9 protein-coding genes are annotated in these 15,629 nt (G+C 72.0%); 5 read left to right on the top strand and 4 right to left on the bottom strand.

Going from position 1 to position 15,629, the window contains the following annotated elements:
- Together ACWD3D_RS20695 and ACWD3D_RS20690 are read left to right on the top strand one after the other, a co-directional pair.
- On the top strand, positions 1–1,605 hold a 1,605-nt coding region (locus ACWD3D_RS20695; protein WP_451462299.1), incomplete at its 5' end, for a hypothetical protein.
- 264 nt (positions 1,606–1,869) lie between these two features.
- Entirely contained in the window at positions 1,870–3,792 is a 1,923-nt protein-coding gene (locus tag ACWD3D_RS20690) for an acyl-CoA dehydrogenase family protein (protein WP_451462298.1), read from the top strand.
- A gap of 55 nt (positions 3,793–3,847) precedes the next feature.
- On the opposite strand, the gene ACWD3D_RS20685 is transcribed toward ACWD3D_RS20690, so the two are convergent.
- Positions 3,848–4,594 carry a hypothetical protein gene (locus ACWD3D_RS20685; protein WP_451462297.1) on the bottom strand — a complete coding sequence of 249 codons (747 nt, stop codon included), beginning with the start codon at positions 4,592–4,594 and terminating at the stop codon, positions 3,848–3,850.
- A gap of 671 nt (positions 4,595–5,265) precedes the next feature.
- Here ACWD3D_RS20685 and ACWD3D_RS20680 point away from each other — a divergent pair.
- The 3 genes from ACWD3D_RS20680 (at position 5,266) to ACWD3D_RS20670 (ending at position 8,724) form a co-directional block, all read left to right on the top strand.
- Positions 5,266–5,538 carry a 2'-5' RNA ligase family protein gene (locus tag ACWD3D_RS20680; protein WP_451462296.1) on the top strand — a complete coding sequence of 91 codons (273 nt, stop codon included), beginning with the start codon at positions 5,266–5,268 and terminating at the stop codon, positions 5,536–5,538.
- A 292-nt stretch (positions 5,539–5,830) separates the two neighbouring features.
- Positions 5,831–7,825, top strand: a complete 1,995-nt coding sequence (locus tag ACWD3D_RS20675; RefSeq protein WP_451462295.1) for a TerD family protein — start codon at positions 5,831–5,833, stop codon at positions 7,823–7,825.
- A gap of 14 nt (positions 7,826–7,839) precedes the next feature.
- Entirely contained in the window at positions 7,840–8,724 is an 885-nt protein-coding gene (locus ACWD3D_RS20670) for a fructosamine kinase family protein (RefSeq protein WP_451462294.1), read from the top strand.
- Positions 8,725–9,154: 430 nt separating this feature from the next.
- Here ACWD3D_RS20670 and ACWD3D_RS20665 read toward each other — a convergent pair whose 3' ends face one another.
- From ACWD3D_RS20665 to ACWD3D_RS20655, 3 genes are read right to left on the bottom strand one after another with little or no spacing between them, the layout of a single operon-like run.
- Positions 9,155–11,437, bottom strand: a complete 2,283-nt coding sequence (locus tag ACWD3D_RS20665) for a glycosyl hydrolase family 95 catalytic domain-containing protein (protein ID WP_451462293.1) — start codon at positions 11,435–11,437, stop codon at positions 9,155–9,157.
- Positions 11,434–13,413 carry a beta-galactosidase gene (locus ACWD3D_RS20660; protein ID WP_451462300.1) on the bottom strand — a complete coding sequence of 660 codons (1,980 nt, stop codon included), beginning with the start codon at positions 13,411–13,413 and terminating at the stop codon, positions 11,434–11,436. Before ACWD3D_RS20660 ends, ACWD3D_RS20665 begins: the two co-directional genes overlap by 4 nt.
- A gap of 14 nt (positions 13,414–13,427) precedes the next feature.
- On the bottom strand, positions 13,428–15,542 hold the full coding sequence (locus ACWD3D_RS20655) for a WD40/YVTN/BNR-like repeat-containing protein (protein WP_451462292.1): 2,115 nt from the start codon (positions 15,540–15,542) through the stop codon (positions 13,428–13,430).
- Between the last annotated feature and the right edge of the window lie 87 nt (positions 15,543–15,629).

Here is a 15,629-nt window from a genome sequence, read left to right as displayed (position 1 = left end):
TGGGCGCCGTCTCGGGAGCGACGGTCTCTCCGGACGGCAGGCTGGGCGCGGGGAAGGGCGTCAAGGCCGTTACCGCCCGGGGCCGGCGCCGGAGCGACCACGCACGCGCCCGGAGCCGTTCTGCTGCGGGACGATTTCGCGCCCGTCGCGGGCTGGCAGCGGCACGGCGTGGTGATGAGCCAGTCCCTGCCCTGGGAAAGCTCGCTGCTGCAGGACCCGTGCCTGGTGTACGGGCAGGGCGGCGGCCCGCTGTTCAAGCTCTGGTACGGATCCCTGCACGCGGTGGGCTACGCCACCAGCGACGACGGTCTGCACTGGACCAAGGCCGCCGACCCGGTCCTGACTCCGACCCTGCCCTCCGAGACCGTCGCGCTCAACCAGCCGAGCGTCGTTTTCCAGGGCGGTGTCTGGCACATGACCTACTTCGGCGTGGCCGACGACGGCAACGGCCAGATCCACTACGCCAGCGCGAACGCCCCGGGCGGCCCCTGGACGAAGCATGGCGTCGTGCTCACCTCGACCATGCCGTGGGAGGACCGCTACATCTACAACTCCTCTCTGATGTACGACGCTTCGGACCGCGTGTGGAAGATGTGGTACACCGCCGGGAAGATCGCCTCGGCAGGCGGCGAACCGCGGTACGTCTGCTACGCGACCGCGGCGACCCCCGCCGGGCCCTGGAGGAAGCACCCGGCCAACCCGGTCATGCGGCCGATGGACGACGGCGGTTGGGCCTCCCTCGGAGTCGGCGGCCCCAACGTGCGCAAACTCCCGGAGGGCGGTTACGAGACCAGGGTCGTCGGCTGGCAGGCCGACTACCCGTCCCGCGGCGGCAGGCTCACCTCCCGCGACGGCATCGGCTGGCAACTCGACCGCAGCGCCATGGAGATCGACCTCGGTGTCACGGGCGGGCCCGAAGACTCCATGATCTACCGCCAGTTCGTGGTGGACCACCGGTCCACCCCGTACATGTACTACAACGCCAAGAACAACCGGCCCGGGTGGAACGAGACCATCAACCTGGCCGTGTGGAAGAAGGGGCTGCACATCGTCGACCCGGCCAAGTGGTCCATGACCCAAGCCTGGTCCGTACCCAACGGCGCGTCCTTCGAGGTACGTGACGGGGGAGCGGTGTCGCTGGGCAACGCCCCCTCCGGACAGCCCCAGACGCTCCAGGGCAACCAGCGCATCGACGCCCTGGACTACGCGGTATCGGTGTCGGTCACCCCGCTCAGCGACGCACCCGGCGACCGCGACAACGTGATCCTCGCCCGCGCGACCGGCCGTGACACCTACTACTACGCGGGCATCGCCTCCTGGGGGAACAAGTACGCCATCGGCGTGATGGAGCACGGAGCGAACACCAAGCTCGTCGGTACCGGCTCCGACTCAGAGATCGAGACCGGCCGGACCTACCGGCTGCGGTTCGAGCTGACCGGGTCACGACTCGACCTCTACGACGACGGGCACCTCGTGCTCTCCGTCGTCGACCCCACGCTCATCCCCGCCTCCGGCTACGTGGGCCTGCAGAGCAGCACCGGCACCGGAAAGGCGAAGTTCGCCGCCCTCAGGGTGGAGGCGACCGGGCCCGGCGGCCACCGCTGACCGGGCCCGCGCGTGACGGTCGACCCGGTGGCCCGGCCGTACGAGGGGCTACCGGGACCGTGTACCGGGGGCGCGCGGCCGAGAGGTCCGAGGGCGCCCGGGATCGCGTACGGGGGCGGCCGAACGGCCCGGGGGCGGCCGGCGGACGCCCCCGGGCGGGCCGCCGCTCCCCGGGACACCGGCGCGCCGACTGCTTGATCGTCCGAAGCCGGGGTAGCGAGATGCCATGACCACCGACAACGCACCCCCCCCGGCACCGGTCACGTGCGGCCCGAAGTCGACGTCCAGGCCCTGGCCGAGTTGCTCGACGGTGACTACGCCGAGATCCGCGACCTCGTCCGGACCAACCTGGTGACCCATGCCGCCGTCCTCGACGAGGCCGACGAGCTCGACGTCGACGCGTTCCGTGAGCGGGTGCGCGAGATCGTGGTCGAGTTGGCCGCGACCGGCCAGACCGGCATGGGTTTCCCCCGCGAGTACGGCGGGGGCGGTGACATCGGAGCCTCGATCGCCGCGTTCGAGACGCTCGCCTTCGGCGACCTCTCGGTGCTGGTGAAGGTTGGCGTGCAGTTCGGGCTCTTCGGAGGCGCGATCCTGCAACTGGGCACCCGACGCCACCACGAGGCCCACCTGGCCGACCTGATCACCGGGCGGCTGATGGGGTGCTTCGCGATGACCGAGAGCGGGCACGGCTCCAACGTCCAGGCGCTCGGCACCCGCGCGAAGTACGACCCCGCCGCCCAGGAGTTCGTCATCACCACCGAGGGCGACCGGGCGCGCAAGGACTACATCGGCAACGCGGCCCGCCACGCCGAGCTCGCGGTCGTCTTCGCCCAGCTGGAGGTCGGCCGGAAGTCCGAGGGCGTGCACGCGTTCCTCGTGCCGATCCGGTCCGGTGGCGAGGTGCTGCCCGGCGTCCGGATCGAGGACGACGGCCGCAAGATGGGTCTCAACGGCGTGGACAACGGCCGCATCCGGTTCGACGGGGTACGCGTGCCGCGCGAGGCGCTGCTCAACCGCTTCGCCGACGTCACCGCCGACGGCGTCTACGAGAGCGCGATCGACAACCCCGACCGGCGCTTCTTCACCATGCTGGGCACGCTGGTGCAAGGCCGGGTCTGCGTCGGCGGCGCCGGCATCAACGCCGCGAAGGTCGCCCTCACGATCGCCACGAAGTACGCGGTGCGGCGACGGCAGTTCCGGGCGGATCCGGAGTCCGAGGAGCAACTCCTCCTCGACTACGGCCTCCACCAGCGCCGCCTGCTTCCGCTCCTCGCGCGCACGTACGCCCTGCACTTCGCGCAGGACGTCGTGCGCACACAACTGCACGAGGCGTTCTCCGCCGCCGGGGACGACCCGCACGCGCGGCGCCGGCTCGAATCACGCGCCGCCGGCACCAAGGCGCTCGGCACCTGGCACGCCACCCGGGTCATCCAGGAGTGCCGCGAGGCGTGCGGCGGCGCCGGGTACCTCACCGTCAACCGCTTCGCCGCCCTCAAGAGCGACAGCGACGTCTTCACCACCTTCGAGGGCGACAACCACGTCCTTCTCCAGCTCGTGGCCAAGGGCCTGCTCACCCACTACGCGAGCGAGTTCGAGGACCTGGACCAGCTCGGCATGGTCCGCCACGTCACCGGCCTCGCCGTCGAGACGGTGCTGGAGAAGACGTCGGCCCACAAACTCCTCGAACGGGTACGCGACCTGCTGCCCGGTGGCGACGAGTGGGACCAGGAAGCGGGCCTCCTCGACCCCGAGTACCAACTCGCCATGCTGCGCTACCGGGAGGAGCACATGCTCGCCGGTGCGGCACGCCGTCTCAAGCGCGGGATCGACCAGAAGGGCGACCCCGGCGCCGTCTTCTCACAGGTTCAGGACCACGTGATCGGGGTCGCCCGCGCCCATGTCGAACGGCTGGTGCTGGAGGCCTTCACCGACAAGGTGCGTACGCTGCCCGAGGGCGGCAACAAGGCCGCGCTGAGCCTGCTCCGCGACCTGTCCGCCCTGTCGGTCATCGAGTCGGACCGGGCCTGGTTCATGGAGCACGGCCGGCTGACCGTCCAGCGCTCCAAGGCGATCACCCGCCAGGTCGACGAACTCTGCCGCAAGGTCCGCCCCCTCGCCGTCGACCTCGTCGACGCCTGGGGCATCCCGCCCGAGACGCTGCGCGCGCCGGACCTGGTGGGATGATCCGGGGCGCACCGTGGCGGGTCCGCACGCGGTCGGTGCGCCCTTCGCGCCGCGATCACCAGGGGCGGCGGCCGGTGAGGTTCTGCCAGTCCGTACGGGCGTCGTCGAGGGCCGCGCGAGCGCGCGGGAGCCTGGGATCGGCGCTGTGGCGGGCGCGCGTCTCCTCCAGCCGCTCCTGCGCCTCCTCCACCGGACCGGTCGCCTTGCGCGCCTCTCCCAGGGCGGCTTCGAGCGCGGCGATGTCCTTCTCGCGCGTCTCGCGTGCCCGGTGAGCCGCCGCGGCGGCGTTGCTGATCCGCACGCTGAAGCCGCGCACGGCCTCCTCGGGGAACTCTTCGCCCTCGTACCGCTCCATGTGCGTCTGCCCCTCGGGCAGGGTGAGGTAGACGTAGGACACGTGTTCGGTGCGCGCGAGCTCGAACCGGACGTGCAGGCCGGCCAGCGGAAGTTCGTCCTCGGCGACGAGGACCGCGTGCTCGTACAGCGAGATCGCCCCCAGCTGGTGAATCCGGGGACCGCGGCCCAGCGTGCGCAACCTCTGCAGCTCGGACTCGACTTGGCGAACCCGGCGCCGGTGGGCGGACTCCGCCCGTTTCACACCGAACCACGCCCGTCTCGTCTCGCGACGAGCGGAGCTCCTCAACTTCCGTACCGAGACGCGGGCTTCCTCCAGAGCCATCCGCTCCTTGCCGTACGCGTCGTGGAACGCGTGGGCCCACCTGCCCGGGTACCGGATGAGCCGCCGGACCGTCCAGCAGCCGAGCAGGAGCGGTGGCGCCACCACCCACCACCACGTACTCACGCGTTCCCCCTTCGTCGCGACACGCCCGCGCGGTCAACGACACCAATAGTGGGGGGTCGTGAGGTCCGTCAACTGCTTTGCCGTTCCGGCGAGGAAGAGGACTTCCCCTGCTCGCGACGCCGTTGGGACGTTCTCGGCAGACGGCAGACGGCAGACGGCAGACGGCAGACGGCAGACGGCAGACGGCAGACGGCAGACGGCAGACGGCAGACGGCGGACGGCAGACGGCGGACGGCAGACGGCAGACGGCAGACGGCAGACGGCAGACGGCGGACAGTCGACAGCGGCGGGTGCGGGTCACGGGCGGGCGGTGCTTCTTCGGCGTGGGGCGTCCACGGAGCCCAACACGCCGAACGACGAACCGTGCACGGCACCGACCGATGTGGTCACCGTCCGGAGGGCCGGGGTTCCGGCCTCCCCGAACTCTCTTCGAGCAGTCCTGCCACATCGGCCAACGCTCGCCCAGGTGTGACGTATCAACTGGTGCTGTGTCACCGTTGGGCCGTGCTTTCCACGGTCGGACGTCAGCCGGGTACGTCCTCGCTGTCGAAGCCACTGGTGGAGGTGAGCCCTTCGGCGAAGGACCGGAAGCCCGGTGCGAACCTTGAAGACTCCTGGGTGCCCAACGCGCCTTCGACATCAGGTTCCAGGCATGTCGACGGTTCCCTGATGTGCTTTTCCTGGCACCGACACCAAGCGGTCCGTTGCAGGCACTCACTCGGCTCGTCCGCCAACGGTGGCCGGAGGTTCCGCCGTACGGGGGCCGGTTTGCCGAGGTCGTCCCTCACCTGACGGTTGCCCATGGCCAGGAGCGGGGTGTGTTCGACGAGATCGAGGCCGACCTCGCTGGACGTCTGCCGTTCACCGCGCGCGTTTCGTCGGTGCAGCTCCTGGTCCGTGACGGCGAGTACTGGCATGAGCGGGTGGCGTTCCCGTTGCGGTGATGAGGAAGCGGAGGTGCTCGAAGGCCACCGGGCATGCGGATTCGAGCCGGGTGCCCTCGTAGCTCCAGCGGTGGCGTCCGGCTGTCTCGTTGCGCTTGATCACGCGGGTCTCCAGCTCGTCGAGAGCCCTGCACACTTGAGGGTTCGCGCGCGCTCGCTGTGTTGCCGGAACAGCCCGGACACCGCCGCGTGGGGAACCGTGGTGCGTACATGCGAAAATCCCCTCAGTTCGATGGATCACCGCGGCCGACGGCGTACCGCCTGCCGCACCCGGGGGAGGGGAGCCTCGCAAATGGCCCTGTTGTCGTCGAGTCCGAAGCCGTCCGCGCCGCCCGGCCACTTCGACGAGTGGGCGCTGGTCGACGTGGAGACGTCCGGGCTGAGGCCGGGCCAGGACCGTGTGCTGTCCCTGGCGGTCCTCACGCTGGACGCGCACGGGCGGCAGACGGGGGAGTACCACACCCTCCTCGATCCGGGCTGCGACCCCGGACCGGTACACATCCACGGCCTCACCTCCGAACTCCTCGCGGGTGCGCCCACCTTCGACCAGGTGGCGCCGAAGGTGGGCGAGTACCTCGACGGCCGGGTGTTCGTCGCCCACAACGCGCACTTCGACTACAACTTCCTGTCCCACGAGTTCGCCCGCGCCGGTCTCGTGCTCCCCGTCGGCAGACGACTCTGCACGCTGGCCCTCAACCGTCTGGTCGGTCCCCCGACCGTCGATCTCAAGCTGGGCACACTCGCCGAGCATTACGGGGTGCGTCAGGAGCGGGCGCACGACGCGCAGGACGACGTACGCGTCCTCTCCGGAATCCTGCGCGGTTCGCTCGGCGCCGCCGAACGGCTCGGGCTCTCCCTGCCGTTCCTGGACTGCCCGCCGCGCCAGGAGTTCAGGCCCCGCACCCCCAAGGTGCCGTGCGCCTACCGGAATCCGGGCCGTCTGGAGCGCGGAATGCCACTGGTCCAGGGCATGAAGGTCAGCATCACCGGAGACACCCACGTATCCCGGGAGGAACTCGTCGCCCGTTCGGTCGGGGCCGGACTGAACATGATGACCTCGGTCAGTGGTCAGACCAGCGTTCTCGTGACCAACGACCCCGACACCGCGTCCGGGAAACTGCGCCGCGCCGCCGACGAGGGCGTCCTTCTCGTGGACGAGCCGACCTATCTGCGTCTGCTGGAGGACGTACGGCCCGGTCAGGCGAAGGGGGCCGCTCGTCAGCCCCGCGCGGGCAGGGTGTCCGTGACCGGGACGCGGGCGACGCCGATGCCCGCCCCGAACGCCCCGGCCGTGAGCGTTCCGGAACCGCGCGTCCCCGCTTCGGCGGTGACCCCGGCCTCCCGGAAGGGCAAGGGAAGAAGCCCCCTGGCCGGACGCCGGGTCCTGGTTCTGGGCGGCACCCACACCGGGGCCGCCGAGATACGCGTCCGGGCTGTCGCGCGGGGTGCCTCCGTGGCGGTGAACCTCTCGGCCGGTGTGACCGATGTCGTGGTGCTTCCCGGCGGCGAGGCCGACAACCGGCGGAGCCGCGTCACCACCCTCGGCCTGCGGGTGCACGACGCCGACTGGCTCCTCGCCGACGAGCCCGCCGAGCCCCACGAGCCCGCCGAGCCCCACGAGCCCGCCGAGCCCCACGAGCCTGCCGAGCCCCACGAGCCTGCCGAGCCCCACGAGCCTGCCGAGCGAGAAGAGCCTGCCTCGTCGGCAGGGGCCACCGAGCCCGCCGCTCCCCGGAGCGTGGCCGGGAACCCGCAGGACGGTGCGGAGGTCATGGTCCGAGGCGCTGTCATCGACCTGTCGGAGACCGGTACGGCCTGGACGGTGGCCGCGGCCTGGGCCCAGCACACCACGTGTGACGTGGACGTGGTCGCCTTCGCCCTCGACGCGCACGAAAGGGTGCCGGGGGACGAGGACTTCGTCTTCCACGGGGCACCCGAGCACCCGGACGGGACGGTGAGGCTCGCCACGGACGGCCCGACGGGGCAGGCCGTCTCCGTCGAGCTGGAACGTCTGCCCCTGGAGATCCACCGAGTCGTCGTCGCTGCCGCGATCGACGGTGACGCGACGTTCTCCGAGGTCGGGGCGATCGAGATCACCGCCGTACGCGGAGTCGGCGCGGCCCCGGCCGCGCGGGCCACACTCGACGCCGCCACCACCGAACGCACCATGATCCTGGCCGAGATGTACCGCCGGGGCGACGGCTGGCGGCTGCGGGCCGTCGGACAGGGATACGACCACGGTCTGGCGGATCTGGCCCGGGGCTACGGCGTCGACGTCGCCGAATGAAGGAGAGCTGTGCCGTGGATTCTCACGAAAAGATACTTGTCGAGCGTCTCCACCGAGCGGGGTACGCGGCGACGAAGGTGGACAGATCCACCGGCGGAGCGGTCGCCATCGCCGGGCTGGTGACGCTTGAGGACGGTTCCCAGGTGTTCGCGAAAACCCTCCTCGGGCCGGACCGGGACGTCTTCCCCGTCGAGGCCGTCGGCCTGACGGAACTTCGCGAGACCGGAGGGGTGGTCACGCCGGAGGTGCTGTGCGCCTCGCCCCAACTGCTCGTGCTGGAGAAGATGCGGCCGCGCCGCGACGACGAACGCTTCTGGGAGCGGCTCGCCCACACGGTCGCCGCCCTGCACACCACCACGACCGGCGAGCGGTTCGGCTGGCACCGTCCGGGCTGGTTGGGCAGGCTGCGCCAGGACAACACCTGGGACAGTAACGGCCACAGGTTCTTCGGGGAGCGGCGCATCCTGCGCTGGCTGGAGGAACCCCTGGTCGAGGCGGCTTTCGACGCCTCGGACCGGCAGGCCCTGGAGCGGCTGTGCGCAGCCCTGCCCGAGCTGGTACCGAACCGGCCCCCGTGCCTGACCCACGGCGACCTCTGGCAGGAGAACATCGTCGCCACCGCCGACGGCGCACCCGTGCTCATCGACCCCGCCGTCTCCTACAACTGGCCGGAAGTCGACCTCAGCATGCTGTGGTGCTCCCCGCGCCCACCCGCCTCGGACCGGTTCTTCGCAGTGTACGAGGAGGTCACCGGGATCGATGAGGGCTGGCGGGAGCGGATGGACCTCTTCCACCTGCGGGAACTGCTGGGAATCATCGCCCACGACGACGACGGCTGGGGTGCGGCGGAGGCCGTACGGAGGATCATCGCCCCGTTTCGACGGGTCACGGGTTCATAGGGGCGGAGCGCGATGCGAAGCGCCACAGCCTCCACCGAACTGCTGACCTGCCCCGACTGCGGGCAGTCGCTGAGAAGCCTGGGCCAGGTCCTGTGCACTCGCGACGAGGACCGGCGGCGCGTGTGCCGGCACGCCTGGAAGTGCCCGGCGAATCACCTCTGGTGGCGCTGGGCCGACCGTCCCGCGGAGCCCCTGGACGTCTGTCCCCACCCTCAGCTCTTCCGGCGATGACGGCCGCCGCCGAACCCTGCCCGTGCCCTTTGGCTCCCGAGCCCCGTTGCCGGTGGCGGTCAGCTCGTGAGTCGGGTGGTCACGGGGGTGGGGGGCGGGGCGGGGGGCGGGGGCCCCCCCCCGCGTGGGGCCGCCCCCCCCCCCACGGGCGGCAGGCGGCCCGGCGGACCGCTCACCCGCCGGTGGTCCGCCGGACCGCTCACCCGCCGGCCGCCTCCCGTCGCGTCACCGTCAGGACCCGGTCGGCCCCCGCGGTGAGCGTGATCCAGGACGCCGCGCCCGGCTCCGCCGCGCCCGCCGGGGTACCGGGCGGCGGGCCGGTGCGCAGCTCGATCCGGGCGTCGCGGGCCGGCCGGAGCGCGGCGGTGACCTCGTCGGGGGTCCAGGTGAGGTCGAGAGCGGCGCCGAACCGGGTGCGGACGCCCCGGAGCGAGCCTCGCGGGTAAGCGGCCGGGAGCGCGGGCAGCAGGACCAGGCGGCTCGGTGAGGACTGGACCAGCATCTCCAGCACGACGCCCGGCAACGCGTGGGCGGCGTCCGCGTTGTAGACGTCGCGGGCCGGGTAGTGCGCGCTCATCAGTGATTCGTGGAAGAAGTCCCCGGCCAGCACGGATGTCAGCGCCGAGGACACCCGCGAACCGTCCCGCAGCCGTGCCGCGACCAGCGCATGGTGCAGATGGCCGTGGGCCGAGTCGTTCTCCGAACCCCGCAGCTCCAGCGCGCGGTGAGCGGCGCCGGCCAGTAGGGGGGTGTCGTACGGGTTGATCTCGTCGAGCGGCCACACCGGGTAGAGGTGGCTGAGGTGGCGGTGGTCGTAGGTCTCGCGCAGTCCGGGCCACGCCCACTCCGCGAGCGCGCCGTCCTCGTTGACCAGGTAGCTCGGGAGCCGTCCGGCGAGACTCCGCCAGTGGTCCGCGTCAGGATGGGCGGGGACGAGGTCCGCCGCCGCGGTGAGGGCGTGACGGGCCGCCGCGATGTCCATCGTGGCGTTGACGGTTCCCCAACTCGCGTTCGCCGGCCGGTTCTCCGGCGAATACGAGGGGACGATCGCCACACTCCCGTCCGGCCCCTCGTGGGTGAGGAAGTCCGTGTAGAAGTCGGCCACTTCGACACAGGCCGACACCAGCGAGTCCGGAACCACCCCGGTGGCCGCCGCGTGATCGAGCAGGGGTTGCAGCAGCCAGTCGGCGCCCGCCGTCCACAGGTGCAGCGGATAGGCCCGTTGGAAGTGGCGGGTGTGACCCGATTCGCCGTCCGAGTGGGAGGGCGCGACGATGCCCCGGGTGCCGAAGAGCGCCCGCGCGTTGTCCCGCCAGTGTTCCAACTGGCCGTCGATCAGGCGGGTGTGGGCGTCGAGTACCTCGGGCAGATCCGCGGCGGCAGCCGAAGCCACCTGGAGGTTGAGGTTGGCGTTGGTGGTGAAGGCACCCGACCAGGCGGTGTCCCAGTCGCCCGTCCACAGCCCGGTCAGCCGGGGTGGCAGCAGCCCGGACGCGGAGAGCAGGTGGTAGCGGCCCGCGGCGAACAACCGTTCCAGCAGTGCCGGGCTGTCCGGGTGGCGCAGCAGTTCACTGCCCGGGAGACCCTGCCGGGCCGGGTCCTCGTCGTGCAGGGAAAGTGTGCACCTACCGAAGGCGGCCTGATGGAACGGAATGTGACGCTCCATCAGATTCGTGTAGTCGGTGTCGTCCGGCAGGGCCGACCACTCGGCGTCGAGGTCGGGGTCGCCGGGGCCACGGCGTACCCGGGTGAGCAGCAGCAGACTACGGGCGCCCGTGACGTGGACGCCGTCGCCGTCCACCGAGACGGTGCCGCCGTCGGTGTGCAGCGTGGTCACGCCGACGCAGGAGAGTTCGCTCTCCGGGTAGCGCAGCCGCAACGCCAGGCGGGCGCCGTGCGGTGTCAGGACGGTGGAGCGGCCGACGGCCAGGCCCGCAGGTGTGCCGGGGAGGTCCGGGTCGAGCGAGATCTCGACGTCCGGCGCCGGGCCGGTGATGTGCTGCACGATCACGTCGTCGGCCCGCGACACGAACACCTGGCTCCGCCATCGGCCCGAGGAGGCGGTGGTCTCGCCCGAGGTGAAATCCACCTCGCGGCGGTAGGGCGACGGCTCGGGTCCGGCCGGGGGAGCGGAGTCCGCCGGGTCCTGGGGTGGGAGGCCGTCCGTCCCGGAACGCCGCACCCGGGTCTGGAACGCCGGGTGGAACGGCTGGACCCACACCAGCGGCCGGCCCGCGCCGAAGCGTTCGGCCGCCTCTGTCTTCCCGGCGAGCAACGCGTCCTGGACCAAGCCGAGTTCCCCGGACAGCTCGGGCGGGCGCAGGTGCTCGCTGCCGTTGGGGCGGACGAGGGTGTGGTGGTTGACGATCACCCGGTCGTCGACCGGGTCGCCGTACACCATCGCCCCGTGATGACCGTTCCCGCTGAGGAAGGCGTCCTCCCAGCGGGCGGCGGGCCGGGGCTCCCACGTACCCCGGTTCATGCCGCGCCGACCGGCTTCAGGGCTGCCACGCCGTAGCGCCCCAGCTCCACCGCGCCGTCCGCCTTCGCGCCGGTGAGCACGTCGACGCAGGCGCCCGGCAGCGGCACGGTCACCGTGCCCTGCCCGTGGTGGAGGAGGAAGAGCAACTCACCCCGGCGTACCGCCTCGACACCCTCGGGCAGTCCGGCCACCACGGGTCCGACGCCCGCCTCGCGGGCCGCCCGGCCGAGCAGTTCGCGCAGGGCCCCGGGTTCCGGCAGCGTCGAGACGTACCAGGCGCCGCCCTTGCGGAGCACGGCGGGCAGCCCGTCCAGTTCGCCGCCCCGGTAGGCGGCGACGGTCTCTCCGGTGCCGTCCGCCTCCAGTTCCTCCGACCACAGCAGGCCCCGGAAGCCCTCGCAGGCGACGCTCGCGTCCGGCTCGACGGGCCACCACTCGTGGAGCGTGCGGATCGAGAAGAGCGCACGCAGCCGCGCGTCCATCCCGCCCGGCCGGATGCGGTCGTCCACGTCGGCGACCCCGGTGAAGAACCCGCTGACCAGCGTGCCGCCGCCCGCCACGTACGCGACCAGGTTGTCGACGGCCGCGTCGCTCAGGAGGTAGAGCTGAGGCACCACGATCATCCGGTAGCCGCTCAAGTCGGCGTCGGGGCGGGCGAAATCGGTCGCCGTGCCGTTCTCCCAGAGGGCCCGGTGCCAAGCCCGTACGATCTCCGCGTAGTCCAGGTGCGCGGAGGGGCGGCCCTCCTGCGCGCTGCCCCACCAGGCGTCCCAGTCGTGCAGCACCGCCACGTCGGCCCGGGCGTGGGCGCCGCTCACCTCCGGTGCGAGGGAGGCCAGTTCGGCGCCGATGCGGGTGATCTCCTGGAAGGCGCGACCCTCGGGACCCGCGTGCGACAGCATCCCGGAGTGGAACTTCTCCGAGCCCTGCCGGGACTGGCGCCACTGGAAGTAACAGACGGCGTCCGCGCCCCGGGCCACCGACTGGAGGGACCACAGCCGGTTGAGCCCCCGGGGCTTCGGGTGGTTCACCGGGCGCCAGTTGACCGCGCTCGCGGCCTGTTCCATCAGCATCCACGGCCCCGCCGCCTGCGAACGCGTCATGTCGGCGAGCATCGCGTTGTACTGCCCCGCCCCCGGGTCCGCCGGGTCCGGATAGACGTCCACCGAGACGACGTCCTCCTGCCCGGCCCACGCCCACGCGTCCTGCCCCGACCACAGCGGCATGAAATTGGACGTCACCGGGACGTCGGGGGAGTGGCGGCGCACGATGTCCCGCTCGGCGGTGTAGCACTCCATCAGGGCGTCGGAGGTGAACCGCTTGAAGTCGAGCACCTGTGTGGGGTTGCGCGTGTACTGGGCCTTGCGGGGCGGCAGGATCTCCGCCCAGGTGTCGTACCGCTGGCTCCAGAAGGCCGTCCCCCAGGCCTCGTTGACCGCTTCGAGGGTGCCGTACCGGTCCGCGAGCCAACGGCGGAAGTGCGCCGCCGTCTCGTCGCAATAACAGTGCGTGCAGTACTCGTTGTTGATGTGCCACACAGTCAGCGCCGGGTGGCCGGCGTACCGGGCCGCCAGGTCCTCCGTGAGGGCCGCCGCGTATCGGCGGTACACCGGCGAACTCGCGCAGAAATGCTGGCGCGAGCCGTACCAGACGACTGAGCCGTCCTCCGCGCGTGGCAGCGTCTCCGGGTGCAGGGCGCCCATCCACGGAGGCGGGGAGGAGGTCGGCGTGGCCAGGACCACCCCGATCCCGTTCTCCTCCATCAGGCGCATGAGCCGGTCGAGCCAGTCGAACTCCCGTGCACCCGGACGGGGTTCGATCTTCGCCCAGGAGAAGACGCCGAGCGTCACCGAGTTGACCCCGGCCTCCTTCATCAGGGCCACGTCCTCGGCCCACACCTCCTCGGGCCACTGCTCGGGGTTGTAGTCGCCGCCGAAGAGAAGGCGGCCACGGGTGGCGTCACGCAGGGACGGCATGGTGTTCTCGATCCTCATTCCGGGTCGGCGTACTGGATGCCCCGGCCGTTGGTGCCCAGATACACCCGGCCGTGGACACGGGGGTCACCGGTGATCACCTCACCGGTCCACCCCCACTGGTGCTGGTCGTCGTTGATGCGTATCCAGGTGACGCCCGCGTCGTCGGAGCGCAGCACCGCCACCCCGTCGTGGGTCGCGGACACCCGTCCCGTCTGGAACACCGCCGGATACCCCGGGTGTGCGGGCCGTCCCTTCGGGGCGGGAGCGGCCTTGCCGAAGCCCAGCGCGTGCGACTCCTGGACGCCGGTCACGGCCGTGAACGTGCCTCCGCCGTCCGTCGAGCGGTGCAGACCGCCGGTCTTCGCCGACAGCCAGAGGTCGCCCGTCCTGCCCGGTGCCGCCGCCAGCTTGAACTGGGCGTCCCCGGACGGCAGTCCGGTGGTGCCGACGATGAAGGTCGCGCCCGCGTCCGTGGAGAGGTGGACGGTACCGGTGTCCGTGTCGTACGCGTAGAAGCGGTCGGCGTCCACCGGGTCGGCGACCGGTGTCGCGCCCTTCGGGAACGTCGCCACCTCGCTCCAGCTCGCGCCGCCGTCCGTGGACCGGTGCGCCGGGTACTTCGTGCCGTCCCAGTGGATGAACGTCCAGAGCAGGGTCTCCCCGTCCGCGCTCACCGCGATCGGCCCGGGTGCGGAGGAAGCGATCTCGGGCTGGGCCGCGAACGGCTGCCAACTGGCGCCCCCGTCACGCGAGTACGCCCCGGCGGCGTCCGAGCCCGAGGGCCAGCCGGTCCGTACGACGTACGAGGGAAGGCCGGCCGCGAGCGCCAGGCCGGTCGCGGTGCCGAACACCGGGGTGGACGCCATGCCGCGCGAGGGAGAGGCGGTCAGCGAGTTGTGGTACATCACCCCGATGTCCCCCAGCCCGCTGAGCAGCCGGGCGCCCCGGGCGGTGGGCGGTGCGACCAGGTGGCGTACCGACGACTCCTCCAGGCCTCGGATCTCCGGAGCCCAGTGCACCAGGTCCCGGGTGCCGAAGACCGTGGCGCCGGTGCCGTAGACGATGTGCCGCGAATCGAAGGGGTCGACCGCGACGGCCTGGATCCACCAGCCGAACTTCGCCTCCCCGCCCCAGCGCAGATACGGCGTCTCCGACACGTCCAGCACCGCGGTGTCCTTGAGGGAGGTCCAGGTGCGTCCGTGGTCGGTGGAGCGGAAGAGCGTGTCGACCTGCGCCCAGCGGTTGTTGGTGGAGACGACGACCGTACTGGGACGCCGGGCGTCCACCGCGATCCCGCCGTAGCCGAACGCGTCCGCCCCGCCGGGGACGACGGGCGTCACGTCCGACCAGGCGCCGGTCACCGTGTCGAGACGGTGCACCGCGCCGTCGCTCTGGTTGTTCGGACCCGGACCGTTCGCCCAGCTCACGTACAGGGCACGGGAGCCGGCGTCGTACGCCGCCCGGACGGGCACCCGGGTCGCCCCGTCGGCCACCGGCGCGCCGGGGACGGGCTCCCACCCGCCGGACGGGGTGGACCGGTACAGCGCGGCGGTGCCGTCGCCCCAGCCCGCGTACACCGTCCGCCCCGCCGCCACCAGCAGGGTGACCCCCTGGCCGGACGCGGACGGCACCGCGGGGAAGGAGGCGTCCGGGGCCCAGGTGGCGCCCCGGTCGGTGGAGCGCAGCAGGCCGTCGTGGCGGGTGCCGAGCCAGAGGGTCCCGCTGTCCCGCGGGTCGACCAGCAGGCGTTCACCGGTGCCCCGGCCGTCCTCGTTGGCGCCGAGCCGCACCGCGAGGTCCGTACGGGTCCAGGTCGCGCCCCGGTCCTCGGAGCGCAGCACCGCCCCCGGGGAAGCCCAGGACTGGGCGTACGTACCGAGCGCCAGGTACACCCGGTCCGGGTGGGCCGGGTCCACGGCCATCGCCTCGACGCCGAGCAGGTTCCAGTCGTCCCAGCCCGTGAAGTCGGTGAGGGCCGTCCAGCGGGCCTTGGCCGCGTCCCACCGGTAGGCGCCGCCGATGTCGGTCCGGGCGTAGGCCAGGCCGCGTACCGACGGGTGGAACAGCAGCCCGGTGACGAACCCGGTGCCTCCGATGGCGGCGGTGCGCCAGCGGTACTGGAACGGCATGCGGTCCCGGTGTGCGAGGTGTGGTCCCGGCAGGCGCGGACAGCATGCTCCGGCGCAACCTCGGGATCTACGGCCTCGGCGGCCTGG

It is taken from the genome of Streptomyces sp. NPDC002690 (assembly GCF_053592415.1).
Note: the sequence above shows the minus strand (reverse complement) of the source record. Positions and strands in the feature narration are given on the sequence as shown.

What these genes read in the sequence shown, in the direction of transcription:
- ACWD3D_RS20660 (WP_451462300.1), bottom strand. Translation starts at nt 13,413, where the DNA reads ATGCCGTCCCTGCGTGACGCCACCCGTGGCCGCCTTCTCTTCGGCGGC.
- ACWD3D_RS20655 (WP_451462292.1), bottom strand. Translation starts at nt 15,542, where the DNA reads ATGCCGTTCCAGTACCGCTGGCGCACCGCCGCCATCGGAGGCACCGGG.
- ACWD3D_RS20665 (WP_451462293.1), bottom strand. Translation starts at nt 11,437, where the DNA reads ATGAACCGGGGTACGTGGGAGCCCCGGCCCGCCGCCCGCTGGGAGGAC.
- ACWD3D_RS20675 (WP_451462295.1), top strand. Translation starts at nt 5,831, where the DNA reads ATGGCCCTGTTGTCGTCGAGTCCGAAGCCGTCCGCGCCGCCCGGCCAC.